The following is a 26,504-nucleotide window of genomic DNA, read 5'->3' as shown; positions in this document are numbered from 1 at the left end:
TAGGTTAACTGGTTGATTTGATATTCTTTAAGTGATTAGTTGATCACGATCTTCATCTGCAATTTGTTGAACTAGTACTCAAAAAATCTAACCCGCTGTTTTTAGGATAGATGAGTTCCCCAACATCCAACCTAACAGCAGGTGATTCCCATGACGAAAAATCTTTTCAGCCTCAGTACGATAACCCTTGGTTTGTGCCTTAGTTCTTTGTCTTTCGCGCAATCCGATCTTCCGAACATTAAAATTCTTGCCACTGGCGGCACCATAGCAGGCGCAGGTCAATCTGCAACAGAGTCAAACTACACAGCAGGTAAAGTCGGCGTTGAATCATTGATTTCTGTGGTGCCGAGTATGACCAACATTGCCGATATTTCTGGAGAGCAAGTGGTCAGTATCGGTTCACAAGATATGAATGATGAAGTGTGGCTAAAATTATCGAAAAGAGTTAATGAGCTACTCGCTCAAGATGATGTTGACGGCATCGTCATTACTCATGGTACGGATACGTTAGAGGAAACCGCTTACTTCCTTGATCTGACCGTCAAGAGCAAAAAGCCTGTCGTGATCGTCGGGGCAATGCGTCCTTCCACCGCAATGAGTGCTGATGGACCAGTCAACTTATACAATGCAGTCGTAACAGCCACCGATGAAGATTCAGAAGGACGTGGCGTGCTAGTCGCAATGAATGACACGATTTTCGATGCGCGAGATGTGACAAAAACCAATACAACCTCCGTCAGCACTTTCCAGTCACCCAACTTTGGTGCTATCGGCTACATTCATAATAGCGATGCCAAATATCAACGAAGCCCAGAGCGTAAACATACGACAGAAACCCCATTCGATGTATCAAAGCTTACTAAGTTGCCTAAGGTCGGTATTGTTTATAACTATGCAAATGCCTCCAATTTGCCAGTGAAAGCCTTTGTGGATGCGAAGTTTGACGGCATCGTAAGTGCTGGTGTCGGTAATGGTAACTTGTACCACACTGTGTTTGATGAGCTAGAGAAAGCGAGTAAAGATGGCGTTGTTGTTGTAAGAAGCTCCCGAACGCCTAGCGGCTCAACCACTTTGGATGCTGAAATTGATGACGAAAAATACGGCTTTGTTGCCGCTGGTACATTGAACCCACAAAAAGCACGTATCTTACTGATGCTGTCACTGACTCAGACCAAAAACTATCAAGACATCCAAAAGATGTTCCAATACTATTAATTCTGTCTAAGGTTCATTCGATAGAGGAGGTACACACCTTACCTCCTCTTACACATAGCGACATGAGCGTCTCTTGTTAGCCAAACAAGCGACGCTTCATTCCTGCTTTTTCCAGAATACGCGTAGTAATTTCCTCAACAGACAGAGAGGACGTATTGATATATGGGATCGCCTCTCTTCTAAACAACGCCTCAACAGTGTCTAGCTCCAGCTTGCACTGCTCTGTGCTAGCGTAATCACTTCCAGACAAACGATTTTCACGGATTTCAGTCAAGCGCTCGGGATCGATCGTCAGCCCAAACAACTTATGACGATGGATCTCAAATTCAGGCAACAAACGCATCATCTTCACATCTTCCGCAATGAACGGATAGTTCACAACACGTAAACCAAATTGCATCGCCATGTACAAGCTAGTCGGCGTTTTTCCACTGCGCGACACGCCAAGTAAGATAATATCAGCTTGCTCCAACCCTTTTAGCGTAATGCCATCATCATGCGCCAATGTGTATTCAATAGCCGCAATACGGTCAAAATAGGTGTCGGAATCTTTCCCCACGCTGCGAGAACGCTGCAACTTAGGCTTTGGTGCCATCTGAATGTCGTCTTGCACTTTCTGCACAATACTCTCCAACACATCGTAACTGTATGCTGGCGCTTCAAGCAGCATTTCACGTACTTCTGGAACGACAATTGAGAAAAAGACCAGAGGTTTGACGCCATTGCGCTGGTAGGAAGTTTCAATTTCTTTGACTACGTCAGTAGCTTTGTCCTGGCTTTCTACAAACGGAAAGGTTTTTTCGTTAGGAATGAACGGAAATTGACCGAGAACAACATGCCCTAATGTCTCACATGTTATCGCCGTACCGTCAGAAACATAGAATACATCACGACTTTGGTTATTTATTTGCATTTCTGTTTAATTTTTCAAAATCTTTTGAGTAGGATGGTACACATAATATTAATAAATCAGTTTGGCTTTCAGTTAGGTTCACCACAGCTTTAAAAATTCTTTTGAATTTTTTTCAGCCAGAACGTAATCGTTTGCCTTTGATATCAATCTAAATGAAGCAATGTATGGTCAACGTGTAATAACAGCCAACATGCGATTGTTTAGATCGATTTAAGTCCCCCTACTAAGCTGCAATGTTTCTGGAGAAAGACATGCAAAAGAACACCCTCTGGTTCAATGGCCTATCCATGGATGATGTCGACAAAGTCGGCGGTAAGAATGCTTCACTTGGCGAAATGGTTTCTAACCTAGCAAACGCAGGCGTTTCTGTACCAAATGGTTTTGCGACAACCTCATACGCGTTTAACCAATTCCTTGACCACGAAGGTTTGGATGAGCGTATTCACCAATTACTCGATGAACTAGACGTTGAAGATGTAGAAGCTCTGCGTAAGACAGGTGCAAACATTCGTCAATGGGTATTAGAGGCCCCTTTCCCTGCGGACCTTGAACAAGAAATTCGTGAAAATTACCAAGAACTGATCGAAGGCAATCCTGAGCTTTCAGTCGCAGTTCGTTCATCTGCTACGGCAGAAGACCTACCTGATGCTTCTTTTGCTGGTCAGCAAGAAACGTTTTTGAACGTGAAAGGCATCGACGCAGTACTAGAAGCAACTAAGCACGTTTACGCTTCTCTATTTAACGACCGTGCGATTTCTTACCGCGTTCACCAAGGGTTCGACCACCGTGGCATCTCGCTATCTGCGGGTATCCAACGTATGGTGCGTTCAGATAAAGCCTCGTCGGGTGTTATGTTTACACTAGACACTGAATCGGGTTTCGACCAAGTTGTCTTCATCACCTCTTCATGGGGTCTAGGCGAGATGGTCGTTCAAGGTGCAGTAAACCCTGACGAGTTCTACGTTCACAAGCCAATGCTTGAAGCAGGCGAACACCCAATCGTTAAGAAAACATTTGGTTCTAAGTTGATCAAAATGATCTACTCAGATAACCAAGAAATCGGCAAACAAGTTGATATCGTTGATACTCCTGATGAAGAGCGCAACACGTTCTCATTGAACGACGACGAGATCAAAGAGCTCGCAAAGCAAGCAATGATCATCGAAAAGCACTATCAGCGTCCAATGGACATTGAATGGGCAAAAGATGGCATTGATGGCAAACTGTACATTGTTCAAGCGCGTCCTGAAACCGTATGTTCACAAACGGAACAAAACGTGATTGAGCGCTACGAGCTACAAAACAAAGCGGATGTTTTAGTTGAAGGTCGTGCAATCGGTCAGCGCATCGGTAAAGGCGTGGTTCGCTTGGTTGACTCTCTGGACCAAATGTCTTTAGTCCAAGAAGGTGACGTGCTAGTTACAGACATGACTGACCCAGATTGGGAACCAGTGATGAAAAAAGCATCTGCAATCGTAACCAACCGTGGTGGCCGTACGTGTCACGCAGCCATCATCGCTCGTGAGCTTGGTATTCCTGCAATCGTTGGCTGTGGCGATGCGACAAGCAAGTTAACCGATGGTGCAACCGTGACCGTATCTTGTTCTGAAGGTGAAACGGGCTACGTTTACCAAGGTGAACTTGAATTTGATGTAAAACGCTCTTCTGTTGATGAACTGCCACTGCTACCAACAAAAGTGATGATGAACGTGGGTAACCCTGATCGTGCGTTTGACTTCGCACAAATTCCAAATGAAGGTGTTGGTCTTGCTCGTCTTGAATTCATCATCAATAAGATGATTGGTATCCACCCGAAAGCATTACTTAACTTTGATGCACAAAGCGATGAGCTAAAAGCAGAAATCACTCAGCGTATTCGTGGTTACAAAGATCCTATCGATTTCTACGTAAGCAAACTGACAGAAGGTATCGCAACCATTGCTGCGGCATTTTGGCCGAAACGCGTTATTGTTCGTATGTCTGACTTTAAGTCTAACGAATACAGCAACTTGGTTGGCGGTAAAGCATACGAACCGCATGAAGAAAACCCAATGCTTGGCTTCCGTGGCGCGTCTCGTTACATTTCTCCAGTGTTTGAAGACTGCTTCGAGCTAGAAACTCAAGCAATCAAACGCGTTCGTAACGAAATGGGTCTGAAAAACGTTGAAATCATGATCCCATTTGTGCGTACACCAAGCGAAGCAGCATCAGTGATTGATTTGCTAGCGAAGTTTGATCTGCGCCGTGGCGATCAGGGTCTTAAAGTCATCATGATGTGCGAACTGCCATCCAACGCGGTCCTTGCCGATGAGTTCTTGAAGTACTTTGATGGCTTCTCGATTGGCTCAAACGACATGACTCAGCTAACGCTTGGTCTTGACCGTGACTCTGGCGATGTCGCACATCTATTTGATGAGCGCAACCCAGCGGTTAAGGTGATGCTTCAGATGGCGATTGATGCGGCAACAAAAGCAGGCAAATACGTTGGTATTTGTGGTCAAGGCCCATCAGACCACGACGACTTAGCGGAATGGCTAATGGATCAAGGTATTAGCTCTGTATCACTAAACCCAGATACGGTTATCGATACTTGGTTAAAACTCGGTAAAGTTAGCAGCAAGTAACACACGATAAACTCTAGCCCTCACACTCCCCTTGTGAGGGCTTTGTTATTCACACGTCATTTCACAATCAGTTCGTGATTCCTCTCTCAAGTTCGTCATTTAGTCAATTTCATTATCAAAGTCTGATGACCTAAAATGAATGGTATATCGATAACTCCAGAGAGAATTTGATGAAAAAGCCTATCGCACTCCTTACTACATTGATGCTCCTGGCATCCCCTGCTTATGCCGATTGGGATGAAATTTCCAATAAAATGTCTGAGCTTGGCGACGCAGTTTCTGATACTGCACAAGATGCTTGGGACGACACCAAAGCGTTTTCAAAACAAGCGTGGCAAGATTTCACGAACTGGTCCGAGGAAGCGATCAATACCGCAGGGGAATGGACAGAAGCCAGCATCGAGAAAAGCAAAGAATGGATAGATGCTGCCGACAAAAAAATTGATGAGCTGATGGAAGGCGATACGCCAGAAGAAGCTCGCCAAGCCGTGGACTTAATGGCAGATAGCGCTTTGCTCAAGTTATTTAATGAAAAGCCGGAGGCAAAAGCTATTTACGACAACGCGTACGGCTACGCGGTCTTTGATTCTCGTAAATTATCTTTGCTGTTCCACACCAACTCAGGGTCAGGAGTCGCAGTGAATAAGGAAACAGAAGAACGCACTTATATGAATATGTTTGGTTTGGGCGTTGCACTTGGGGCTGGCGGCAAATTTTACCAACAAGTGGTTCTGTTTGAGAGCAAAGAAGACTTTGATACGTTCGTCAACGAAGGATGGGAGGCCACAAGTGAAGCCTCTGCTGTTGCGGGCGAAGATTCAGAGCAACTTTCAAAACAATTTAACAGCGGCGTCGCCGTCTATCAGTTGAACGCTAAAGGTTTGCTCATCGATGCTAACGTGTCTGGTTCTAAATATTGGGTTAACGAAGAGCTCACTAACTCGCAGTAATGCATAGCAACTAATCGCTTAAATAAAACCGTTGTTATGCCCCCTTATCAATAAGTTAACGGGGATATGATTCCTCAAAACTGAGCACTTACGCAACTTTCTCTATGGAAGTCACCAGAAGATGGCGACTTCCCTTTCTCGTTGGATTGCTTTTGGTTATGCTTGCGCAAAACCACCTGCAATTCGGTATCCCATGCCTGACAATAACTTTAATAATCTGCTAGCAGAAGCAATTTCTGCTCTTAACACGCCTAACTTTACTCCTAAACTTATGCGTGTCATTCGCACTCTTTTTCATTTTGATTGCGCAGTTATTTTAGGTTACCGAGAAGGTAAACATCCTATTTATCTCTACGACTCAATTGAGAACGAGCGAGAGTTACTTTTTCAACGCTACCTTACTGACTCATTTCAAAATGACCCTTTTTTTCTCAAACTAAACGAGACAAAGCAACAAGGCGTATTTACGCTCAAAGACGTGGCGCGTAAAGGCGTTGACTTCACCTCATACTGCGAGCAGTTCTATCATCAAACAGGGTGGAAAGACGAACTTAGCATGCTAGTCGAAGTTGAATCTGGCCGTTGGGTCATGCTGTACTTCGGGTATATGAATGATGGAAAATACTTTTCTCAGCAACAAATCAATAAGCTAAAGCCCTATTTCCCGATAATTCAGTCGCTTTGTCAGCAGCATTGGAAACAAACGGAATTTACCTTTTCTGAGCCTGTTTTTGCACAGAGTGCTTATTCTGGCAGTATGCGATTAGCCATTGAGCAAGCTTTAGCAACGTTTGGCGTAGAATCACTCACCCGTCGCGAACAAGAGGTGGCTTCGCTTCTCGCTCAAGGGTTTGACACCAAAGAAATTGCCGCGCGGTTACACTTAGTTCAAGGCACGGTCAAAAATCATCGAAAGCGAATTTACTCGCAATTAAATGTGTCTTCATTGAGTGAGTTATTCCAGCTTTTCCTCAATCACCTCATTCTCCATTCAAGATAAAAAACTGTCCCTTAAGGGATATATCGAGAAAAGGTGTCGCGTTTTAGTCTGAATGTAACAACCACTAAAACAGACAAAAAGAATGACGACACCATTACTGCAAGATTTACAAGATCGCGGCTTGATTGCACAAGCCAGCGATTTGGAAGAAATTCAGACACTTCTCTCACAGCCACAAACCGTTTACTGCGGCTTCGATCCTACAGCTGGCAGCTTACATATCGGCCACCTCGTGCCTTTGATTATGCTTAAGCGCTTTCAAGATGCCGGACACCAAGCTGTTGCCTTGATTGGCGGTGCAACGGGCATGATTGGCGACCCAAGCTTTAAAGCGACTGAGCGCAGTCTGAACTCAGAGGAAATCGTCTCAGGCTGGGTTAACGATCTTTCTAATCAAATTCAGCAGTTGATGAATCACCAACTGGCCAAGCCGATGATCATGGTAAACAACGCTGACTGGATGAAAGCGATCAATGTGATCGACTTCTTCCGCGATGTGGGTAAGCACTTCTCAATCAATACTATGGTCAACCGAGAATCGGTAAAACAACGCCTGCAACGACCTGACCAAGGTATCTCCTTCACCGAATTTAGCTACGCCCTACTGCAATCGTACGATTTTGCCGAGCTAAACCGTCGATACGGTTGCCGTTTGCAAATCGGTGGCAATGACCAATGGGGAAACATCGTCAGCGGGATCGATTTAACTCGCCGTCAAAATGGTGAGCAAGTATTTGGCTTAACTCTGCCGCTGATCACCAAATCCGATGGCACCAAATTTGGCAAAACCGAAGGCGGTGCAGTATGGCTAGATCCTAGCAAAACCTCTCCTTACGCGTTCTACCAGTTCTGGCTTGGCGCAGAAGACGCCGACGTTTACCACTTCTTGCGTTACTACACATTCTTGAGCTGCGAAGAAATTGCCAGCATTGAAGCGCAAGACCAAGCAAGCCAAGGTAAGCCACAAGCACAACGTATTCTCGCTGAAGAAATGACGCGATTTGTTCATGGCGAAGAAGGCCTAGCCAGTGCCGAGCGTATCACTCAAGCTTTATTCAGCGGTAATGTGCAACAACTGAGTTTGGGTGAATTAAAACAGTTGGAGTTGGATGGTTTACCAAGCATTGAGAGCACACAACAAGATTTGGTTGAGCTGTTGATTGAGTCGGGCTTAGCAAGTTCGAAGCGTGTTGCACGCGAACACATCAGCAACAACGCCATCAGTGTAAACGGTGAAAAAGTGGCGGCTGATAACCCGAGTTTAAGCTTCCCACTGTTTGATCAATATTGGTTACTGCAACGCGGTAAAAAGCACTTCTGCCTCGTAAAGCGTGCCGCGTAGCAACACTCGCAGTACAAAACCTATAAAAAAATTCCCCTCACCACTTTCGTGATGAGGGGAATCCAAATTTGAACGATTTTAAGCCTAACAATAGGCAAAGACGTTGCTTATTGCGTTCTTAAACGTTGCCAGTACTTTTCGTAAATCGCTAACGTTTCTGCGCCAACATCATTAATAAACTCGCCTTTTTTCATGTCTTCTGATGAAGGGAAAATAGTACGGTTATTTTTCAACTCTTCTGGCAATTTGTCACGCCCAGCGTTTGTTGCCGACGCATAACCCAAACTGGTCACGATTTCCGCTTGGTTCTCTGATTGGTACATGAAGTTAATAAATTTATGCGCCAATTCTTTGTTTTTACTGCCAGACGGAATAGTGAAGTTGTCCATCCACAATACCGCGCCCTCTTCCGGCATCACGAACTTCAGTTCAGGCATTTCAACCTGCCCTTGGAATGCGTTGCCGTTCCATTGCATGCCGACCGATGTTTCACCGGACACGTAAGGGACTTGCGGCGCATCTGAGTTATACAGTAATACGTTGTTTTTCAGCGCAACTAGAGAATCAAAAGCCTGTTCGATTTCAGCTTCGTCTTTTGTATTCACGCTATGGCCATTTTTCTTAAGCGCCATACCAAACACATCGCGCACGTCATCGATCAACATGACTTGTTGTTCGTATTGAGACTCCCATAAGTCTGCCCATTTGGTCACTGGTTGCTCAACCATGGATTCGTTGTAGCTGATCCCGGTAATGCCCCAAATATAAGGCAGCGAGTAATCATTTTTCGGATCGTGCGCTTGGCCAAGTAAACCGTCCATTGTGTCTTGCATGTTTGGCACTTGAGCGTGATCTATTTTCGAAAGCAGCCCTTCTCGACCCATTTTTTCAATGAAGTACGCAGAAGCAAAAACCACATCGTAACCAGAACCTTTTAGCAATTTTAGCTTGGTGTACATTGATTCATTATTCTCAAAGGTCGAATAATTAATCGTAACGCCTTCTTGTTTTTCAAACGCTTTTAACGATGCTTCCGGCAAATAGCCACCCCATGCATAAACGTTCAACGTTTTGCTATCTGCATGAGCAAACATGCTGAGCACAAGAGCACTCAGCCCCAATCCTTTGATGATTAATTTCATGGTATGCAATCCAACCAGTCCAGCGACGCGCTGGGATTCGGGTGCATAATTAGGTAATTGTTACCCAATTGAAAGAAAATTTAATTAATCTTTAACAGCAAAAATATTTATCGAATTTATAAAATTAACGCATGTTTTTAATAGCGACTGTGCATACCAAAATGATGAGACATTCCATCTTCCATTCGGCCGCCTTTCCAGCCACCAGAGCCGAGTAAATTAAGCACATCTTGAGCGGTATAGTCGGCACCAGAAAAGAAATCATGCGCCACGTCTGAGCGTATTGCTTGCAACTCTGGTTGATTTTCCAAATCAAGATCTTGCGGATCCGCATATAATGCCAACGCAATTTTTTGTTGGCACGCGCTTAACTCACTGGTGCTCGTCTTTACCTGACCAACCGAAAAATACTCACGACTGCCGTATCCCACCACCAATCTAGTACTCATTAGTTTAATCACTTTCTTAATGCGACGACGTTGTATAAATCTCAACATGTTTTGTTATTCCTGTATTAAGTTGGCTATGGTCGTATTCTTTTTGTTCGAATTAAAACACTCTGTTTTATCCGCGAAATTTCTCTAGCGCTTTTCGCGATGATCGGTTGTATAATACGATCCTGAAATATTTTGTTACGTTACCTCGGTAACCCCTGAGACTGCAACATGAACAACAGCAGATGGGTCGGCTTTATAGGCGGCACGATTGTCTTACTTAGTACCTTTATCCTCTTCGGATCTTCCGTCCACGCTGCTTGGTACCGAATCCCTGCGGAAGCCATTCATGGTATCGCCTTCACTTTGGCTTTTGGTTTAGGGTTAAACAGCCTGCTGGCGTACGCGACGGCAGTGATTACTCTTGCTGCACTATTCTACATTGGCTTTGTCGTTAGCTATCGGGTCCATCAGAAACTTAAATAGTCTTCTGTCTCAACCTGAGCTTAATAACGGATACTTGGTAACTAAAAAGGGAGCAAACGCTCCCTTTTTAGTTATCAGCATGTAGATGTTCTATGCCCGCTTTAATCATTAAGGTGGCATACCCTCAACGACTGCTGCATACCTGAAACATCATCACCTAAATACTCAACCGTCATTGGAACCTTAGCCAACAGAGTAAAACTGGAGTCACTGAATCTTCCATCAGCATCACTCTCCAAATGAACAAAAAACGCAGGCTTATCCGCAATCAATGTAATTCGCCTCCCTTCAATAGAGACATCTATATTGGCTTTCGCTATCGGCAAGGTTTTTAGCTCGTGAGTACTAAACCATGTGTTGCTTATTCTGTCTTCACCGATTTGCGCTTCAACATAGAAGAAGCCTGACGTAAGTTCATCCTTCTCGATCAATTCATCCAACTGCCACAAAATCGTATTGCTGTCTGCTATGACTGTTTGTTCTAAGCTCCAACATTGCTTTTCTTCCCCTTGCCAATCTACCCACTTAAGCAGTGCGTTGACGCTTGCGGACTCTTTTGCATCATTGAGCAAATGTAGGCTCAACTTGCCTGTATGCTCGGAAAATACCAAATACTGCGGCGCAAAAAAGCGTTTTGCATGGTAGTGCAACTGCTTCCATCGACCACTGTATTCCAAACTAGACCAAGAACTGACAGGCCAATTGTCGTTGAGTTGCCAGTACAGCATGCCGCGACAAACTGGAGAAATGGCACGCCAATGATCGCATGCAGTTTTGATCGCGATTGCCTGCTGAACTTGACTTAAATACAGCATGCTCTCAAATCCAGAGGGAAAACGAAAATAGCGCGTGAACATCTCTGTGATAATACTATTACCACGAGGGTTCTTCTGATGTTGTTCGAAAGTTGGGGATGTAATATTCCAGTCTTGCTCAGGGACAAACCGCTTAACTTCAGCAAAAGATGGCCAAGATTGAAAACCAAACTCAGAGAAAAAACGAGGATTCACGTCAAAGTAGGCACTGAATGATTTTCCTGAATGCCAAACGTCCCAAAAGTGCATATCGCCTTTACTATCATCATGCCACGCATCACCGAAATCCAATTCACCATTACACGGGGAACTTGGCCAGAAACGGCGAGTGCTATCTTGCTCGGTAATCTCCTTCTCAATCATGCGATTGAGGCGATCGTAGTTAACCGTGTATTTGACTTTACTGCGCTTAGATTCGTCATACCAACCAATAGCTCCAATCACTTCATTATCACCACACCAAAGTGCGATTGATGGGTGCTTCTTAAGCCTCGGGATTTGGAATCTAAGTTCTTCTTCTACGTCTTTTAAAAACTCGTCGTTTGATGGGTACAACGAGCAGGCGAACATCATGTCTTGCCACACCAACAAGCCAAGTTCATCACAAAGGTTATAAAAGGTTTCACTCTCGTACTGACCACCGCCCCATACGCGAATCATGTTCATGTTGGCGTCAACCGCACTTTGCAAAAGGTTGCGATAACGTGTTTCGTACTCTCGCCCCGGCATTGCGTCAATAGGGATCCAGTTGGCACCTTTAGCATTAATCGGTACGCCATTGACGATAAATTCCATTGCAGAGCCGTGCTCATCAGCTTGGTTATTTAGGGTTAACTGACGCAAACCAATGTTGTGCGTTAACTTTTGCTCTCTGCAAGAAATGGTAATGGGATAGAGATACGCTTCGCCATAACCCGATGGCCACCAGCGTTGAGGCTCCAAAATGTGGAACTGGCAATGATAGTGACCACTTCCTTTTGTTTGAATACGTTGACGCTCACCATTAAATTCAATCATCATTTCATGGCGTTGACTGTCCGTTTCCACTTCAACTACTACATCAAGAAACACACTCCCATCGGCTTGCCATTGCTGCTCTGTCGAGAAACCTTTGAGCCAAAGCTCATTCACAATGTCGATTTGAATGGGGTCGTAAATACCCGACACCATCAAACAAATGCCCCAGTCCCATCCGGAATGGCATTGTGTTTTGCGGATCAAGTTCATGTGTGGAATTTGGTTGTTGCCCATTGCCGATGGAATAGGAAATGGCAATTTTTTTGCTCTTGCGATACCTTCTAAATCCACCCGAGCAAACTCAACCCGAATCGTGTTAGTACCTTGCTTTAAATGCGGTTTAATATCCACACGTTGCTGGGTAAACATGTTGCTGCAAGTTAGTGCTAACTCACCATTAACATAGAAGGTTGCCAAGGTATCTACACGAGTTAGCGTCATCCAAATTTGCTTGGCAGACAACGTAAACGCGTCGACGTCAAACTCACGTGAGATATGCCACTCACACTCTTCAATCCATCGAACTTTGTTTTCATTATCGGCAAAATAAGGATCTGGAATCTGCTCTGCTTGTAAAAGCGCCGACACATTATCGCCCGGAATAAACATTGGAATTTCAAGATTGGGGCGCTGTGGCGAGGTAAGCATCCACTGCCCATTTAGTTCGAAGTGAGCCATCGAGTTAAACCTTAGCTTGGGAAAAACATGTTTTCTCAATGTAATCCTGATAAACCCATGCAAAAACAAGGGAAATGTTAATTACATACGAAATGCGGTGCATTTCACGTAAAAACTCTTTCTTTTGATCTCTACCCAAAAATCAGCAACTTGGCTAACCTGTTAAAAATTAATCGAAATCTAAGGTTATATTTGCAACTTCGACATGTTAACATCATCGGCTTTTTGAACATCCTCACACTTTTCGTTGAAACGATGTGAGGGGAAATGCACGGCTTCATAGCCCTAAAAAGCGAAGTAATTATGTCAAATATGACGAATGCCGCCTCCCACACAGCGCCTATTCAGGATGCTGACTATTCTGCTATTCATCCCCCATCTTTACTCAAGCGCCTCGAACTCACCAATCCTGTCTTTTGGTTAAGTGGTAGCTTCCTCACTCTATTCGTTTTACTTGCTCTAACGAATACCGACTCTCTAACCGCAATGGTTAACACCGGCTTCGGCTTTGCTACTAAATATTTCGGAGCTTACTGGCAAGTACTGCTTCTTCTGAATTTCCTAATTGGTTTGGCTCTTGCGTTTGGTCGCACTGGTTATGTGCGCCTAGGTGGTCTAGCGAAACCTGATATTGATAACTTTAAGTGGTTGTCAATCGTACTCTGTACTCTACTTGCAGGTGGTGGTGTGTTCTGGGCCGCAGCTGAGCCTATCGCGCACTTTGTGACTGCTCCGCCTCTATACGGGGAAGCCTCACCGAAAACTGCCGCAATCAATGCCCTATCTCAGTCTTTTATGCACTGGGGCTTCTTAGCTTGGGCGATCCTTGGTGGTCTATCTTCCATTGTCTTAATGCACTTGCATTACGATAAAGGCCTGCCTCTTAAGCCGCGTACTCTGCTTTACCCTGTGTTTGGTGATAAAGCCATTAAAGGCTGGATTGGTGATGTTGCTGACGCATGTAGCATCATTGCAGTAGCAGCAGGAACCATCGGTCCTATCGGCTTCTTAGGTTTACAAATTAGCTACGCGCTAAACTCATTGTTTGGCCTGCCTGATACGTTCGTAACGCAAAGTATGGTTATTATGGCGGCGATCCTGATGTATACCCTTTCCGCACTGAGCGGTTTGAGCAAGGGTATTCAAATCGTCAGTCGTTACAACATCATTTTGTCTGTACTATTAATTGGTTACATCCTGTTCTTCGGGCCGACAAGCTTTATCGTTGATGGCTACGTGCAAGGCGTTGGTCGTATGGTGGATAACTTCTTCCCTATGGCACTTTACCGTGGTGATACAGGCTGGCTAAGTTGGTGGACAGTATTCTTCTGGGGTTGGTTTATCGGTTATGGCCCAATGATGGCGATCTTTATTGCTCGTATCTCTCGTGGTCGTACAATTCGCCAATTAATCATGTCTATTAGCATCGCGGCACCGCTGATTACTTGCTTCTGGTTTAGTATCGTTGGTGGCAGTGGCCTTGCGTTTGAACTTGATAACCCTGGTTTGATTTCATCTGCGTTTGAAGGCTTTAACTTGCCTGCAGCACTGCTAGCGATTACTGGTGAATTACCTTACCCAATGATCATTTCGGTTCTTTTCCTGATCTTAACGACAACATTTATCGTGACGACGGGTGACTCGATGACTTACACAATCAGTGTAGTGATGACGGGCTCAACAGAACCAAACGCAGTGATTCGCTCGTTCTGGGGTCTGATTATGGGTATTGTCGCTATTGCGCTTATCTCAATGGGCTCTGGTGGTATTTCTGCATTGCAGTCTTTCATTGTAATTACTGCCGTGCCTGTGTCTTTCATTTTGCTGCCAAGCATTTGGAAAGCACCCGGCATTGCAAGCAGAATGGCAAAAGAGCAAGGCCTCGTTTAAACCGCCTCTCTAACCAATATGCGAAAAAGAGCCCTTCATTGGGCTCTTTTTAATTCTGCGCTTTATCCTACGCTATCAATGCGAATCATCACGGCGTCTGGACGCCAATACTCGAATTCGCAGTCCATTAAATGCCCATCTTGTTTGTAGTTTACCCGCCGAATTTTCAGAACGGGTTGTCCTTCAGCTAGGTTCAACGCCTTAGCGACATGAGCAGGCGCTGACGTGGGAATCACATCAAAACGAGAGCGCTTTGTCTCGTAACCATACTTCTCACGATAAATGCCCGTCAGGGACATGGTGAGGTTCTCAAACAATATACCCTCAAACAGTGCCGCTTTGAGCACGTTCTCAACAAACAATACCGCTCGCCCATCAATAAAACGTAACCGTTCAATTACATAAATTGGGGTAATTCGCTCCACCTCTAACGATTTGGCATACTCACCTGCGGCCATTTCACTTCGCATGTTGAGTAACTTAGTTTCTGCAATACGATGCTGCTCTCGAATCATCTGATGGAAGTGAGAACGAGACAACGGGTTGTAACAGATACGCTCAGGAGATACATACCAACCCCGGCGCTCTTCTCGATAAATAAGACCTTCAGTTTCTAAAGATACCAACGCATCTTTGATAGTGATTCGAGTTGTAGAAAACAGCTCACTGAGCTCTCTCTCTGACGGCAGTTTTTGTCCTTCCGACATGATGCCGGAAAGAATCTGCTGTTTTAAGCTGCTTCTAATTTTTCCTAATTGGGTACCAAATTGTCCGGTGCCTGTCGCTCTCATTCTGATCTAGTCCAAGGATAATTTGACGAATAACATAAGGCGTTTACGTAACAAAAATATGACATTAATCAACAGAACACATACTGAACGTATGAAATATAAGTGCCATATAAAATCAGCAAAACTGTCAAATTACTTGCGCTAAATCGTCACATTCCATCCATAGCATACAAAGCGAACTTACTGACCTAGTCCAGAAGGATGGAGACAATGAAAACTTTGCTAAGTCGTTCAATTACCGCACCAGCGGCAATCATTGCGGTAACGCTCGCTACGCCAACAGTAGCGAAAGAAGCCGATATTGAATCTTTGGTAGCAGCAGCACAAAAAGAAGGGGCGGTTTACAGTGTGGGTATGCCTGACAGTTGGGCAAACTGGAAAGACACTTGGGCTGATTTAAAGTCAAATTACAACCTTAAGCACCAAGACACGGATATGAGCTCGGCTCAAGAAATCGCAAAATTCGAAGCTGAGAAGAAAAACGCGACCGCAGACATTGGTGACGTAGGCTTTGCCTTCGCACGTGTAGCGGTAAAAAAAGGCGTCACTCAGCCATATAAACCAACAACTTGGAATGACATCCCAGATTGGGCAAAAGACGAAGATGGTCATTGGGCACTTGCTTACACTGGCACTATTTCTTTTATCTCCAACAATAACCTCGTAAAAGACGCGCCAAAAACGTGGGATGACCTATTAAAAGGCGACTACAAAGTGACCGTAGGTGACGTAGGCGTAGCAGCACAGGCAAACAACGCGGTTCTCGCCGCAGCGTTCGCCAACGGTGGGGACGAATCCAACCTCAAGCCTGCGCTCAAATTCTTTTCTGAACTCGCGAAGCAAGGTCGTCTTTCATTTACCGATCCGAACATCGCCAACCTAGAAAAAGGCGAAGTGGAAGTGGCGATCATGTGGGACTTCAATGCATTGAACTACCGCGACAAAATTGACCGCGACCGCTTTACAGTGAGCATTCCTCAAGATGGCTCTGTGATTTCTGGTTATACAACCATAATCAATAAATACGCGAAGAACCCTAATGCTGCAAAGCTTGCTCGTGAATACATCTTCAGCGATCAAGGGCAAATCAACTTAGCAGAAGGTTATGCGCGTCCAATCCGCACCAACATCACACTGCCTCAAGCAGTGCAAGACAAGCTAATTGCTAATGACCAATACAGCAATGTTCACCCAGTGACTGACTTCTCAGCTTGGGAAAAGTCCGCACGTAAGCTGCCACGTCAATGGCAAGAAAGTGTCTTAATCCACCAGCAATAAGAGTAAGTCGTTATGAGCAATAAGGTCATCCTTGTTGTTCTAGATGGACTGAACTATCAGGTAGCCCGTGATTGCATGGGCTACCTCAATGGTCTTCTAGAACAAAGTCGTTCCCAACAAGAAACTCGCGCAACGCTTTATCCTGTGCAGTGTGAGCTGCCCTCTATGTCTCGCCCACTTTATGAGTGCATTTTAACGGGCGTTCGCCCTGTAGAAAGCGGCATCGTAAACAACAATATCGTTCGTCTATCCAAACACGATTCCATTTTCAGTTTGGCAAAAGCCCAAGGAAAAGTGACCGCTGCGGCTGCCTACCACTGGGTAAGTGAGCTTTATAATCGCGCGCCATTTGAACCTGTTCGCGATCGTTTCACGCATGATGAAACCCTGAATATCCAGCACGGCTGCTTTTACCATTGGGATCATTATCCTGATGAAGCCTTGTTCCTGGACGCAGAGTATTTACGCCGCAACTATCAACCTGATTTCTTACTGATCCATCCGATGAATATCGACGATACAGGACATAAGTTTGGCCTAGACTCTCGCCAATACCGCAATTGTGCGCGAGGTGCAGACATTATTCTTTCCAACTACATCGATCAATGGCTTGCTGATGGGTATCAAATCATTGTGACCAGCGATCATGGCATGAACAACGATCTTTCTCACGGTGGGATTTTACCTGAAGAGCGAGAAGTTCCCCTGTTTGTCATTGGTGATAAGTTTACCCATCAAGATTGTCATATTAAGCAAACTGATATTTGTGGCACCGTTTGTCAATTGCTAAACCTTGACCACACGAAGCCATACACTCAGGAATTGTTAGCACTATGAGCAGTTCAGTCCTCTCCCCAAGCTCTAGCGAATCACGTTCAAATTTGGCAAGTACTTGGTTAAAGCGCTTTAAGCCAGCCATTTGGTTGGCGCCTTTCGCACTGTTTTTCTATCTATTTCAACTCGCACCGATGATTTGGGTACTGTTAAACAGCTTTATCTACGATGGCGAGTTTGCCTTCGATAACTACATTGAAGTGCTCGACTCCGCCTTTATGATGCAGGCGTTTGGCAACAGTTTGTGGTTAGCTGTATGGTCGAGCATTTTTGGCTTAGCCATTGCGACTCTGTTGGTCTCTTCTCTGCGCAGAGTCGATTCTAAAGTCCGCGACGGTGTGATTGCGTTTACGAACATGAGCAGCAACTTTGCAGGCGTACCTCTGTCATTCGCTTTTATTATTATTTTGGGCACCAATGGGGCGATTACCCTTTTGCTCAAGCAGTATGGCTTACTCGGTGATTTCGACCTTTATGGTAAATGGGGCCTGCTGGCCATTTACATCTACTTCCAAATCCCGCTGGCGGTATTGTTGCTCTACCCTGCGTTCGACGCGTTGAGCGATGATTGGCAAGCAGCTGCTGCGCTACTGGGAGCCAAAACATCACAGTATTGGGCGAAAATCGCTCTGCCAGTGCTCTCACCAGCCTTATTCGGTACCTTTATTATCTTAATAGCCAACGCAATTGGCGCATATGCGAGTGTTTATGCGTTGACCTCCGGTAACTATAACGTCATCACAATTCGAATTGCGAGTCTGGTATCGGGAGACCTGTTCCTTGAACCTAATCTCGCCGCTGCAATTTCGGTGATTCTAATGGCGTTACTTGCCTTTATCACAGTGATTAACCAATGGCTCATTTCGAAAAGCTATGCAGGTAGGAAGTAGTCATGCACAACGTTAATAATCGATTCCATAAAACGGTGGTTTATTCCATTGTTGGGATCATGCTCATCCCGATTTTAGCGACCTTTGTCTATTCGCTTTCATCACGCTGGGGCGCCACGGTGCTTCCAGATGGTTTCACTTTTGATTGGTACGTTAAATTGCTGACCGACCCACGCTTTTTGCAAGCATTTGGGCGTTCGCTGTTTATTTGTATTGCTTCGCTAACCCTCAGTGTGATTCTAGTTCTGCCAGCGATATTCGTGGTGTTTTACTACTTTCCAAGGCTCGATAAGCTCATGAACGTATTGATTTTGCTACCATTCGCTGTACCACCAGTGGTGTCCTCCGTCGGCTTGCTTCAACTTTATGCTGACAGTGAAATCTCCCTTATCGGTACTCCTTGGATTCTAGTAGGTACTTACTTCACCATCGCGTTACCGTTCATGTATCGTGCGATTTCTAATAGCTTCGAAGCAATTAACCTTAACGATTTAATGGACGCTGCACACTTGCTAGGAGCAAGCACAACCAAAGCGTTTTTGATGGTCATTTTACCTAACCTCAAAAAAGGACTGATGGCATCGCTTTTCCTTTCATTTTCATTTCTATTGGGAGAGTTTGTGTTCGCCAATATTTTAGTCGGCACACGTTATGAAACCCTGCAAATCTACTTGTATAACATGCGTCAGACGAGCGGCCACTTTACGTCTGCCTTAGTGATGACCTACTTCCTATTTATTTTTTTACTGACTTGGTTGGCAAGTCGTTTCAGCCGAGGAGTCAAACAATGAGCTACGTAACAGCGAAAAATCTAACTAAACGTTTTGGTGATAACACCGTATTTGAGGACATTCACTTTAACATCGAGCAAGGTGAATTCATTACGCTTTTGGGCCCTAGCGGTTGTGGTAAATCGACACTACTTCGCAGCCTTGCTGGGCTTAACCCTGTCGATGGAGGCGAGATTTGGGTAAACGGAGAAGATATCACGCATCAAGTCCCGCAAGAGCGTGGTATTGGGATGGTCTTTCAATCGTATGCGCTGTTTCCCAATATGACCGTCGAAGGCAACATTGCATTTGGCTTAAAAATGAAAAAGCTTGCGAATGATGATATTCGACGTGAAGTGGCTAAAGTCATCAAACTGGTGGATCTGGCAGGTAAAGAAAAACACTATCCGCATCAACTTTCTGGTGGTCAGCGCCAGCGTGTCGCACTCGCTCGAGCGTTGGTGGTGAAACCTCGCATATTATTGCTTGATGAGCCACTTTCTGCGCTTGATGCCAAAATCCGCAAACACCTTCGTCAGCAAATCCGAGACATTCAGAAAGAGATGAATCTCACCACTATCTTCGTAACTCATGACCAAGAAGAGGCGATGATTATGTCTGATCGTATCTTCCTAATGAGTAAAGGGGAAATTGTTCAAGCAGGAACACCTGAAGAAATTTATACTCATCCTGCTAACGAGTTTGTGGCCGGTTTCATGGGGCACTACAACCTTGTAGAGGCCAATAAAGCCAAGCAACTCTTCAACATTGATACCGAATGGAAAGTAGCGATTCGCCCAGAGTCTATATATGTAAAAGAGCAAGGTCGTCAATATGATAGCCACATCTCAGCGCCACAAGTAGGTACGATCACCAACCACCAGCTTCTAGGTAATGTTATTCGCTATCAAGTGAACGTTGAAGAGTGTGAGCTCACTGTTGACTTGCTTAACCGCTCTTCAGAACGCTTACTAGCGAATGGCAGCCAACTAGAGCTACTCTTTAACCTAAACGAAATTCAACCAGTGAGAGCCTAAACATGTCCAAACCTTTGTATGTTTTTGATATGGATGAAACCCTAATAAACGCTGACTGCGCAATGATTTGGAACGAGTTTATGGTTGAGAGAGGCATCGCGACTGATCCTTTATTTATTAAGGAAGATCAGCGTCTAATGGCCTTGTACTCTGAAGGCAAAATGGACATGGAAGACTATCTAGCGTTCTCCATGAAGCCACTAGAAAACATGCCGATTGAAGAGGTAAATGCCTTGGTTGAAGAATGTGTTGAAAGCCATATTTTGCCTAAACAGTTCCCTCAAGCCAAAACCCTGATTGAGCAACTGTCTCGTGATGGTATAGATATGGTTATCATCTCTGCCAGCGTCACTTTTTTGGTGGAAGCCGTTGGTCGCCGTCTTAATATTCCAACCGCACTCGGAATTGATTTAATCGAGAAAAACAACCGTTATACTGCTGAAATCGACGGTATCCCGAGTTATCGTGAAGGCAAAGTCACGCGATTAAAACAGTGGCTAGAAAATCAGCCTGAGCGTTATTCCGAAATCCATTTCTATACCGATTCAATCAACGATTTACCGCTTTGTGAATACGCGAACTACGCTTATCTGGTAAATCCATGCCCACAACTAAAAGAACACGCCAACAGACCGAATTGGAGTGTGTTAAGTTGGGGTTGATCTAGCCTCACAAGACCGTTCTTCCTAAGTAAATACTTTTCTATTTGTTCAAAGAGCAGTTCTTTCTGCTCTTTTTTACTTCTCTTCATCACAAATTAATCACTTGATTAAATACTGATTAATTTTTCACATGTCACATGAGAAATCAGCGTCTTATAATTAATCAAATGTTTAATATTTTGAGAGAAGATTGTGACGGAAGCGCATCGAAGGGCGGGAAGACCCACAGATAATATCGACGCAAGGGAAAAACTGATTTTCCATGCGCGCGAACTCTTCACCATTATGGCTTATGACAAGGTCTCTACTCGCCTAGTCGCGCAGAAAGCAGGCGTGAACGTGGCGATGATTCGTTACTACTTTGGCAACAAAGAAGGCTTGTTCGAGACCATGTTGCGCGAAACACTGTCACCGATGCAAAAGCAGATGCAGACGTTGGTATCCAACAGTAACGAGCAAAACTTTCTCGATCTAATGCGTACCTACTACCGCGAAATGATCAAGGTACCACAGTTCCCACGCTTAGTTGCCCAAGTTATGAATATGCCCCCATCGGAAACCCAACGCAAACTGCTCGAAAAAGTCTTCGCAGATATCAGTAAGCCAATGCAAGGCGTGATCTTTGATAAGTTGATCGATAGTGGCGTTTTACGAAAAGACGCCGACCCTCAACTTTGTCGCGTCTCTTACATCAGCTTGATGGTATTTCCTTTTATGGCACCACCAGCACTGCTCGCCATTCATGGCATTGAACTTTCTGAAGCCTTCTTGAACCGATTATTCGAACACAACATACAACTGATGAAACATGGATTTTTAGACTCGGGCGACCAATATGAAGATAAATAAAAAGCTGCTGTTCTTTCCTGCTCTTGCGGTGGGGGTCGTCATTCTGTTTTTGGCGATTAGCCTCAAACCAGATTTGCCCGTAAAACCCGCTGGAGATCGTGCACGGTTGGTCGAGACGATTCCACTTGAGCTCAAAGCCATTGCTCCAGTAGCCATAGGGTTTGGCAAGATCGCCCCAAAAGTGGAATGGAAAGCGATAGCCGAAGTGACGGGGAAAGTGGTCTACCGCCATCCGCAGCTGGAAAAAGGACAAGTGTTGCAAGCAGGGACAGAAATCTTGCGAATCGACCCACTCGATTACGAACTGAAACTGGTTCAAGCTCAAGCCGATCTCAAATCTGCTCAAACCTCTCTGGCTAAGCTGAACCAAGAAGAAGCGAATCTCAAAAGCACACTCAAGATAGAAGCCAACCGTCTGGTTATCGCCAACAAAGAGTTAGACCGTAAACAAAACCTACGTAAGAAAGGCTTAACCTCGCAATCGGATGTAGATCAGCAAGAGCAAAGCGCGCTCTCTCAACGTAAGTTAGTGCTGGATATTGAAAATCAAATTGGTTTGATGCCGGATGAGAAACGAGTCGCGGAAGCCCTAGTTAAAGTTAATGCATCAAAAGTGGATGAGGCCGAACGTTCGCTTGATAAAACCATCATCACGCTTCCTTACGATTTGCGTATTGCTGACGTAGAAATTGAGAAAAAGCAAGTGGTTAACCTCCAACAAACCATGGTGACAGGACATGGTATTGATGTCATGGAAGTGGAAGCTCAACTATCCATTCATGACATGCAAACTTTGGCGGCGAGCATCGGTGAGTTTGTCCGCGATGAATCTGGTATTCCACAACCTGATATGAATGCGATTCATGCCAACATTGAACTCAGCAGCGGTAACCTCTCTGCAAGCTGGCCAGCAAAAGTTGCACGCATCAGTGAAACGGTTGATCCAAGCCAAGCGACTGCCGGTGTGATTCTGGAAATTGAACAAGACTACCGTGCATTAAACCCAACGTCTGCGCCTCCATTGGTGAACGGCATGTTTGTGCGTGCCTTGATTGAGGGACAAGAGAACCCGAGTTGGGTCATCCCAGAGCGTGCGCTTCATGGCGATAAGATTTACCTGATGGGAGATGACAACCGTCTGCAAGTCGTCACGGTTGAAGTGTTATATCGTCGCAATAACCAAGTGGTGATCGATGGTGAACTAGAGCAAGGTCAGAAGCTGATCATCAACGATTTGCTGCCTGCGATTAACGGCATGCTATTGAAAGAGTCACCTGAACAGTCAGAAACGGCTATTGAGGAGTCTGATTCATGATCCGATTCTTCGCCAAGCATCCAACAGCAGCCAACTTGCTGATGCTAACGCTGCTGATATTGGGGATTTCTTCACTTTCCACGATTAAGCGTGAAACTTTTCCTGAGTTTGATCCGCCCTACATCCTAGCTGGTGTGGTTTACCCCGGCGCTTCCCCTCAAGAGGTAGAAGAGAGCATCTGTATCCGAATGGAAGATGCTGTCGATGGCCTTGCCAACATTAAAGAAACTCAGTGTGAAGCGATTGAGGGTTCTGCGCGTCTTATCTTAAAACTGAATGAAGAAGCCGACATTGGGCGCATGTTGGTTGATGTTCAAACCCAGATCAACTCGATAAACGACTTCCCACAAGAGATTGAATCTCCTGTGGTCCAAGAGCTCGATTGGAACGAGCCAGTTGTGGATGTCGCGATCACCGCAGATACCACATGGCCAGAGCTAAAAGCGTATGCCGAACAGCTTAAACGCACGTTAAAAATCGATTACGATGTCTCTTTGGTTGAAGTTGCTGGCTTCTCTGACCACCAATACCGAGTAGAGTTAGACACTCAAGCTATCCGACAACTTGGTTTGAGTGTTGGTGATATTGCGGACCAGATTGGTCGTCAAAACGTCAAGTTGCCAAGTGGTAATGTCGAAACGCCAGATAAGAACTTTCTGATCCGCTTTGACGAACGACGCGTGACGCCGGAAGAGCTTGAGACTATCGTCGTGGGCTCTGGTACAAATGGCTCAATCATCCGTCTAAGAGATATTGCGACGATTACCGACCGGTTTGAATTGGACGAACAGAAAGTCCTCTTCGATGGTCACCCTTCTGCCCTACTAAAAGTCAGCAAAAACAAAGAAGATGACGCACTGCGTATCAAGGAACGGGTTGCTCAATTTGTCGAAGAACAACAAGCTATCGCGCCAGACGGTGTGATGCTACAAATGACCAATGACCTTTCATCCGTGCTTTGGGATCGCCTGACCATGATGGTCAAAAACGGTTGGCAAGGTATCATTCTGGTCTTCGCCACCATGTGGTTGTTCTTTAGTTTTCGCTATTCCTTTTGGGTCGCAGCTGGTTTACCCGTTGCCTTCTTAGGTGGGTTATTTTTGATGGCGCAACTTGGCCTGTCCATCAACATCATGTCTTTGGTTGGGTTACTCATGGCCATCGGTATCATGATGGATGATGCCATCGTTATTGCCGAATCGATTGCCGCTCACCTCGACCGAGGAGAAGAGATCGATGATGCCGTTATCAAAGGAGTGAAAAAGGTACTGCCAGGGGTCATCTCTTCCTTTTTAACTACGGTGTGTATTTTTGGTAGCTTGTTATTCCTGCAAGGTGAAATGGGTGCGGTACTTAAAGCAGTTCCTCAAGTTCTGATCCTCGTTTTGAGTTTGAGTTTGGTGGAAGCCTTCTTGATCCTACCTAACCACCTTTCTCATTCGCTACATAAACAAAAGCAAGAGCGAAAAACACCGAAGTTCAAACAAAAGCTGCTCGCTTCTTTTGAAAACTTCCGCAACACCACCTTGGTCAACGCAGTAGATAAAGTGGTCGAGTATCGCTATGCCTTTATGGGTGGCGTGGTTGCCTTGCTTCTTATCTCCGCGGCCACGTTAGTAGGTGGTTTACTCAAGTTCCAACCCTTCCCTGAATTGGATGGCGACATTGCAGAAGCGCGTATTATTCTTCCTCCGGGTTCTTCTCTGTCTCAAACGGAAGCTGTCGTCGATAAGATCGTCGCTTCCGCTCAAAAGCTAGATAAAGAATGGACAGAAAAAGTGGAAGACGGCAATCCATTGGTTCTGCACATCACCAGTCAATTCAATGCTAACGCCGACGCGAATGAATCTGGCCCTCACATTGCCACGGTACGTCTGGATTTGCTGGGCGCCGAGAGCCGTAACACACTCATCGATGAATTTATCGACGCATGGCGTGAAGACATTGGTGAACTTGCCGATCCTATCTCACTGGTATTTAAACAACCGACCATGGGGCCAGGTGGACGAGCGATTGAAATTCGAGCGAAACATGATGATCTGGATGCGCTCAAAGCGGCCTCTATCGACATTCAGCAATACTTAAATGAGTTTGACGGTGTCCATGGCGTATTAGATGACATGCGCATGGGTAAAGAAGAAGTCTTGGTTAAACTTCGTCCTGGGGCGGAAGCTTATGGTATTAACGGTCAGCTCATTGCCAATCAATTGCGTGCGGCTTTCTTTGGCCAAACCGCAGACGAGATCCAAGTTGGGGTAGAAAACATTTCCATCGAAGTTCGCCTCGATAAAGCACAAGCCGGTGACTTACAGCAATTGGCAAACTTTCCGATTATCTTGTCCGATGGCAGTCAAATCCCCCTCGCAACCATTGCGACTTTGGATTTCCAACGTAATTACGTAAGAATCCAGCGCATTGATGGCTTGAGGACTGTGAGCGTATTCGGCGATATCGACAATACGAAAGCCAACTCAACCGCCATTATTCGTCAGTTCCAACAAGATGAAGCACCAAAGCTTATGCAAAAGTATCCTGGTCTTCGCTTTGATTTTGAAGGCGAAGCCAAAGATACCGCTGAAACTGGGGCATCAATGGGTAAAGGCTTCTTGCTTGGTTTGTTTGGCGTGTTTGCGATTCTGAGTTACCAATTCCGCAGTTATTTGGAACCATTCGTCGTCATGCTTGCGATTCCCCTCGCCTTTATTGGCGTGGTATGGGGACACATCCTACTCGGTCACTCATTGAGTATGCCAAGTATGATGGGCTTCGTCTCATTAGCGGGGATTGTGGTGAATGACTCGATTCTGTTAGTTCAGTACATACGCCATCATGTCGATGAAGGGGATAATGTGCACGACTCGGTCGTCAAAGCCAGTCGGGAACGCTTTAGAGCAGTATTCCTGACATCAATGACCACTGCAGCAGGTTTGCTTCCGTTACTGACTGAAACCAGCCTGCAAGCACAGGTTATCCAACCACTGGTTATCTCCATCGTGTTTGGTATTTTCGCATCCACTCTGCTGGTGTTGTTTATGATCCCTGCTGCGTATGCCATTTTAGCTGACTTCGGCCTAGTCCATAAGCACGAAGAAATCTAAAACGACTGATAAGTAAACTTATCAAAATGAACAAGAGCGGCTTAGGTCGCTTTTTGTTCAATACCAACGCGTTAAAAAACACACAATCAGTTAACAAACAGAGGGTTATTGTGTCTCATTAAGTGTAAATATGAACAGTTAAGGATTAAGTATGTTGAGTTTTATATAACCAAATCAAATAACCAACACAAGATTTATAATATGTTTTATTGTCAAAAACGGCATTTCACAGAGTAAAAATACACGCAGGCAACACATTCACAATTTAAACTCACGATAATGAAAACATTGATTGAAGAATTAACATTTTAACAATCATTACAACAATGTTAACTTTAGCCTCGTTGGTCGCACTGGTGGTAAGCCTCTCACCAAGCCTATTGTCAGTTTTATATGGACGTTCGACCACCTCCAAAATGAATAGACACCCAATTTGGTGCCCTTTTTTCGCCCGTGAAAGCATTCTTCGCGGGC

At 45.0% G+C, this 26,504-nt stretch carries 21 protein-coding genes; 16 read left to right on the top strand and 5 right to left on the bottom strand.

Annotated elements, in window-relative coordinates:
- The first annotated feature begins 150 nt into the window (after window positions 1-150).
- Window positions 151-1,215, top strand: a complete 1,065-nt coding sequence (gene ansB / locus R7040_RS11140; RefSeq protein WP_136976629.1) for an L-asparaginase 2 — start codon at window positions 151-153, stop codon at window positions 1,213-1,215.
- 76 nt (window positions 1,216-1,291) lie between these two features.
- Here the strand turns inward: ansB and R7040_RS11135 are convergent, their stop codons facing one another.
- Window positions 1,292-2,128, bottom strand: a complete 837-nt coding sequence (locus R7040_RS11135) for a pyruvate, water dikinase regulatory protein (protein ID WP_005373820.1) — start codon at window positions 2,126-2,128, stop codon at window positions 1,292-1,294.
- Window positions 2,129-2,379: 251 nt separating this feature from the next.
- Between R7040_RS11135 and ppsA the strand changes: the two genes are divergently transcribed.
- The 4 genes from ppsA (at window position 2,380) to tyrS (ending at window position 8,044) form a co-directional block, all read left to right on the top strand.
- Window positions 2,380-4,752 carry a phosphoenolpyruvate synthase gene (gene ppsA, locus R7040_RS11130; protein WP_047102763.1) on the top strand — a complete coding sequence of 791 codons (2,373 nt, stop codon included), beginning with the start codon at window positions 2,380-2,382 and terminating at the stop codon, window positions 4,750-4,752.
- A gap of 170 nt (window positions 4,753-4,922) precedes the next feature.
- Complete coding sequence (locus R7040_RS11125; RefSeq protein WP_005373824.1) at window positions 4,923-5,702, top strand: hypothetical protein; 780 nt, start codon at window positions 4,923-4,925, stop codon at window positions 5,700-5,702.
- A gap of 193 nt (window positions 5,703-5,895) precedes the next feature.
- Window positions 5,896-6,702 carry a response regulator transcription factor gene (locus R7040_RS11120; RefSeq protein WP_025767978.1) on the top strand — a complete coding sequence of 269 codons (807 nt, stop codon included), beginning with the start codon at window positions 5,896-5,898 and terminating at the stop codon, window positions 6,700-6,702.
- Window positions 6,703-6,784: 82 nt separating this feature from the next.
- Window positions 6,785-8,044, top strand: a complete 1,260-nt coding sequence (tyrS, locus tag R7040_RS11115; RefSeq protein ID WP_025767979.1) for a tyrosine--tRNA ligase — start codon at window positions 6,785-6,787, stop codon at window positions 8,042-8,044.
- Window positions 8,045-8,151: 107 nt separating this feature from the next.
- Here tyrS and R7040_RS11110 read toward each other — a convergent pair whose 3' ends face one another.
- On the bottom strand, window positions 8,152-9,186 hold the full coding sequence (locus R7040_RS11110) for an ABC transporter substrate-binding protein (RefSeq protein ID WP_053304597.1): 1,035 nt from the start codon (window positions 9,184-9,186) through the stop codon (window positions 8,152-8,154).
- Between the two features lie 137 nt (window positions 9,187-9,323).
- A complete protein-coding gene (locus R7040_RS11105; protein ID WP_017819807.1) occupies window positions 9,324-9,683 on the bottom strand; it encodes a DUF6559 family protein in 360 nt (119 codons plus the stop codon).
- A gap of 168 nt (window positions 9,684-9,851) precedes the next feature.
- Here R7040_RS11105 and R7040_RS11100 point away from each other — a divergent pair, with 168 nt between their 5' ends.
- On the top strand, window positions 9,852-10,106 hold the full coding sequence (locus R7040_RS11100; protein ID WP_005387084.1) for a hypothetical protein: 255 nt from the start codon (window positions 9,852-9,854) through the stop codon (window positions 10,104-10,106).
- A 101-nt stretch (window positions 10,107-10,207) separates the two neighbouring features.
- On the opposite strand, the gene R7040_RS11095 is transcribed toward R7040_RS11100, so the two are convergent.
- Complete coding sequence (locus R7040_RS11095; protein ID WP_318081316.1) at window positions 10,208-12,616, bottom strand: beta-mannosidase; 2,409 nt, start codon at window positions 12,614-12,616, stop codon at window positions 10,208-10,210.
- A 303-nt stretch (window positions 12,617-12,919) separates the two neighbouring features.
- Between R7040_RS11095 and R7040_RS11090 the strand changes: the two genes are divergently transcribed.
- Window positions 12,920-14,506, top strand: coding sequence for a BCCT family transporter (locus tag R7040_RS11090; RefSeq protein WP_005373846.1), 1,587 nt, complete (start codon window positions 12,920-12,922; stop codon window positions 14,504-14,506).
- 62 nt (window positions 14,507-14,568) lie between these two features.
- On the opposite strand, the gene R7040_RS11085 is transcribed toward R7040_RS11090, so the two are convergent.
- Complete coding sequence (locus R7040_RS11085; protein WP_318081315.1) at window positions 14,569-15,297, bottom strand: UTRA domain-containing protein; 729 nt, start codon at window positions 15,295-15,297, stop codon at window positions 14,569-14,571.
- A gap of 210 nt (window positions 15,298-15,507) precedes the next feature.
- On the opposite strand from R7040_RS11085, the gene R7040_RS11080 reads away from it, so the two are divergent.
- The 9 genes from R7040_RS11080 to R7040_RS11040 all read left to right on the top strand — a co-directional run bounded on the left by R7040_RS11080 (window position 15,508) and on the right by R7040_RS11040 (window position 26,030).
- A complete protein-coding gene (locus R7040_RS11080; RefSeq protein ID WP_005373851.1) occupies window positions 15,508-16,575 on the top strand; it encodes an ABC transporter substrate-binding protein in 1,068 nt (355 codons plus the stop codon).
- A 12-nt stretch (window positions 16,576-16,587) separates the two neighbouring features.
- Window positions 16,588-17,412: an alkaline phosphatase family protein gene (locus tag R7040_RS11075; protein WP_005373854.1), complete on the top strand. Its 825-nt coding sequence runs from the start codon at window positions 16,588-16,590 to the stop codon at window positions 17,410-17,412.
- Complete coding sequence (locus R7040_RS11070; protein ID WP_017633568.1) at window positions 17,409-18,299, top strand: ABC transporter permease; 891 nt, start codon at window positions 17,409-17,411, stop codon at window positions 18,297-18,299. The genes R7040_RS11075 and R7040_RS11070 overlap by 4 nt, the downstream gene beginning before the upstream one ends.
- 2 nt (window positions 18,300-18,301) lie before the next feature.
- A complete protein-coding gene (locus R7040_RS11065; protein ID WP_064354533.1) occupies window positions 18,302-19,090 on the top strand; it encodes an ABC transporter permease in 789 nt (262 codons plus the stop codon).
- Window positions 19,087-20,106, top strand: a complete 1,020-nt coding sequence (locus tag R7040_RS11060; protein WP_005373862.1) for an ABC transporter ATP-binding protein — start codon at window positions 19,087-19,089, stop codon at window positions 20,104-20,106. The genes R7040_RS11065 and R7040_RS11060 overlap by 4 nt, the downstream gene beginning before the upstream one ends.
- Window positions 20,107-20,108: 2 nt before the next feature.
- Window positions 20,109-20,768, top strand: a complete 660-nt coding sequence (locus tag R7040_RS11055; RefSeq protein WP_064354532.1) for an HAD family hydrolase — start codon at window positions 20,109-20,111, stop codon at window positions 20,766-20,768.
- 192 nt (window positions 20,769-20,960) lie between these two features.
- The gene (locus R7040_RS11050; RefSeq protein WP_021707693.1) at window positions 20,961-21,617 is read left to right on the top strand and encodes a TetR/AcrR family transcriptional regulator; all 657 of its coding nucleotides are present in this window, start codon (window positions 20,961-20,963) and stop codon (window positions 21,615-21,617) included.
- The gene (locus R7040_RS11045; protein WP_042523281.1) at window positions 21,604-22,932 is read left to right on the top strand and encodes an efflux RND transporter periplasmic adaptor subunit; all 1,329 of its coding nucleotides are present in this window, start codon (window positions 21,604-21,606) and stop codon (window positions 22,930-22,932) included. Before R7040_RS11050 ends, R7040_RS11045 begins: the two co-directional genes overlap by 14 nt.
- Complete coding sequence (locus R7040_RS11040) at window positions 22,929-26,030, top strand: efflux RND transporter permease subunit (protein ID WP_213967454.1); 3,102 nt, start codon at window positions 22,929-22,931, stop codon at window positions 26,028-26,030. The genes R7040_RS11045 and R7040_RS11040 overlap by 4 nt, the downstream gene beginning before the upstream one ends.
- Window positions 26,031-26,504: the final 474 nt, after the last annotated feature.

It is taken from the genome of Vibrio sp. 1069, from assembly GCF_033340555.1.
This window is presented reverse-complemented; position numbering and strand designations above follow the sequence as displayed.

What these genes read in the sequence shown, in the direction of transcription:
- ansB (WP_136976629.1), top strand. Translation starts at nt 151, where the DNA reads ATGACGAAAAATCTTTTCAGCCTCAGTACGATAACCCTTGGTTTGTGC.
- R7040_RS11100 (WP_005387084.1), top strand. Translation starts at nt 9,852, where the DNA reads ATGAACAACAGCAGATGGGTCGGCTTTATAGGCGGCACGATTGTCTTA.
- R7040_RS11075 (WP_005373854.1), top strand. Translation starts at nt 16,588, where the DNA reads ATGAGCAATAAGGTCATCCTTGTTGTTCTAGATGGACTGAACTATCAG.
- R7040_RS11120 (WP_025767978.1), top strand. Translation starts at nt 5,896, where the DNA reads ATGCCTGACAATAACTTTAATAATCTGCTAGCAGAAGCAATTTCTGCT.
- R7040_RS11040 (WP_213967454.1), top strand. Translation starts at nt 22,929, where the DNA reads ATGATCCGATTCTTCGCCAAGCATCCAACAGCAGCCAACTTGCTGATG.
- R7040_RS11080 (WP_005373851.1), top strand. Translation starts at nt 15,508, where the DNA reads ATGAAAACTTTGCTAAGTCGTTCAATTACCGCACCAGCGGCAATCATT.
- R7040_RS11090 (WP_005373846.1), top strand. Translation starts at nt 12,920, where the DNA reads ATGTCAAATATGACGAATGCCGCCTCCCACACAGCGCCTATTCAGGAT.
- ppsA (WP_047102763.1), top strand. Translation starts at nt 2,380, where the DNA reads ATGCAAAAGAACACCCTCTGGTTCAATGGCCTATCCATGGATGATGTC.
- R7040_RS11110 (WP_053304597.1), bottom strand. Translation starts at nt 9,186, where the DNA reads ATGAAATTAATCATCAAAGGATTGGGGCTGAGTGCTCTTGTGCTCAGC.
- R7040_RS11085 (WP_318081315.1), bottom strand. Translation starts at nt 15,297, where the DNA reads ATGAGAGCGACAGGCACCGGACAATTTGGTACCCAATTAGGAAAAATT.
- R7040_RS11135 (WP_005373820.1), bottom strand. Translation starts at nt 2,128, where the DNA reads ATGCAAATAAATAACCAAAGTCGTGATGTATTCTATGTTTCTGACGGT.
- R7040_RS11070 (WP_017633568.1), top strand. Translation starts at nt 17,409, where the DNA reads ATGAGCAGTTCAGTCCTCTCCCCAAGCTCTAGCGAATCACGTTCAAAT.
- R7040_RS11065 (WP_064354533.1), top strand. Translation starts at nt 18,302, where the DNA reads ATGCACAACGTTAATAATCGATTCCATAAAACGGTGGTTTATTCCATT.
- R7040_RS11055 (WP_064354532.1), top strand. Translation starts at nt 20,109, where the DNA reads ATGTCCAAACCTTTGTATGTTTTTGATATGGATGAAACCCTAATAAAC.
- R7040_RS11125 (WP_005373824.1), top strand. Translation starts at nt 4,923, where the DNA reads ATGAAAAAGCCTATCGCACTCCTTACTACATTGATGCTCCTGGCATCC.
- R7040_RS11045 (WP_042523281.1), top strand. Translation starts at nt 21,604, where the DNA reads ATGAAGATAAATAAAAAGCTGCTGTTCTTTCCTGCTCTTGCGGTGGGG.
- R7040_RS11060 (WP_005373862.1), top strand. Translation starts at nt 19,087, where the DNA reads ATGAGCTACGTAACAGCGAAAAATCTAACTAAACGTTTTGGTGATAAC.
- R7040_RS11105 (WP_017819807.1), bottom strand. Translation starts at nt 9,683, where the DNA reads ATGTTGAGATTTATACAACGTCGTCGCATTAAGAAAGTGATTAAACTA.
- tyrS (WP_025767979.1), top strand. Translation starts at nt 6,785, where the DNA reads ATGACGACACCATTACTGCAAGATTTACAAGATCGCGGCTTGATTGCA.
- R7040_RS11095 (WP_318081316.1), bottom strand. Translation starts at nt 12,616, where the DNA reads ATGGCTCACTTCGAACTAAATGGGCAGTGGATGCTTACCTCGCCACAG.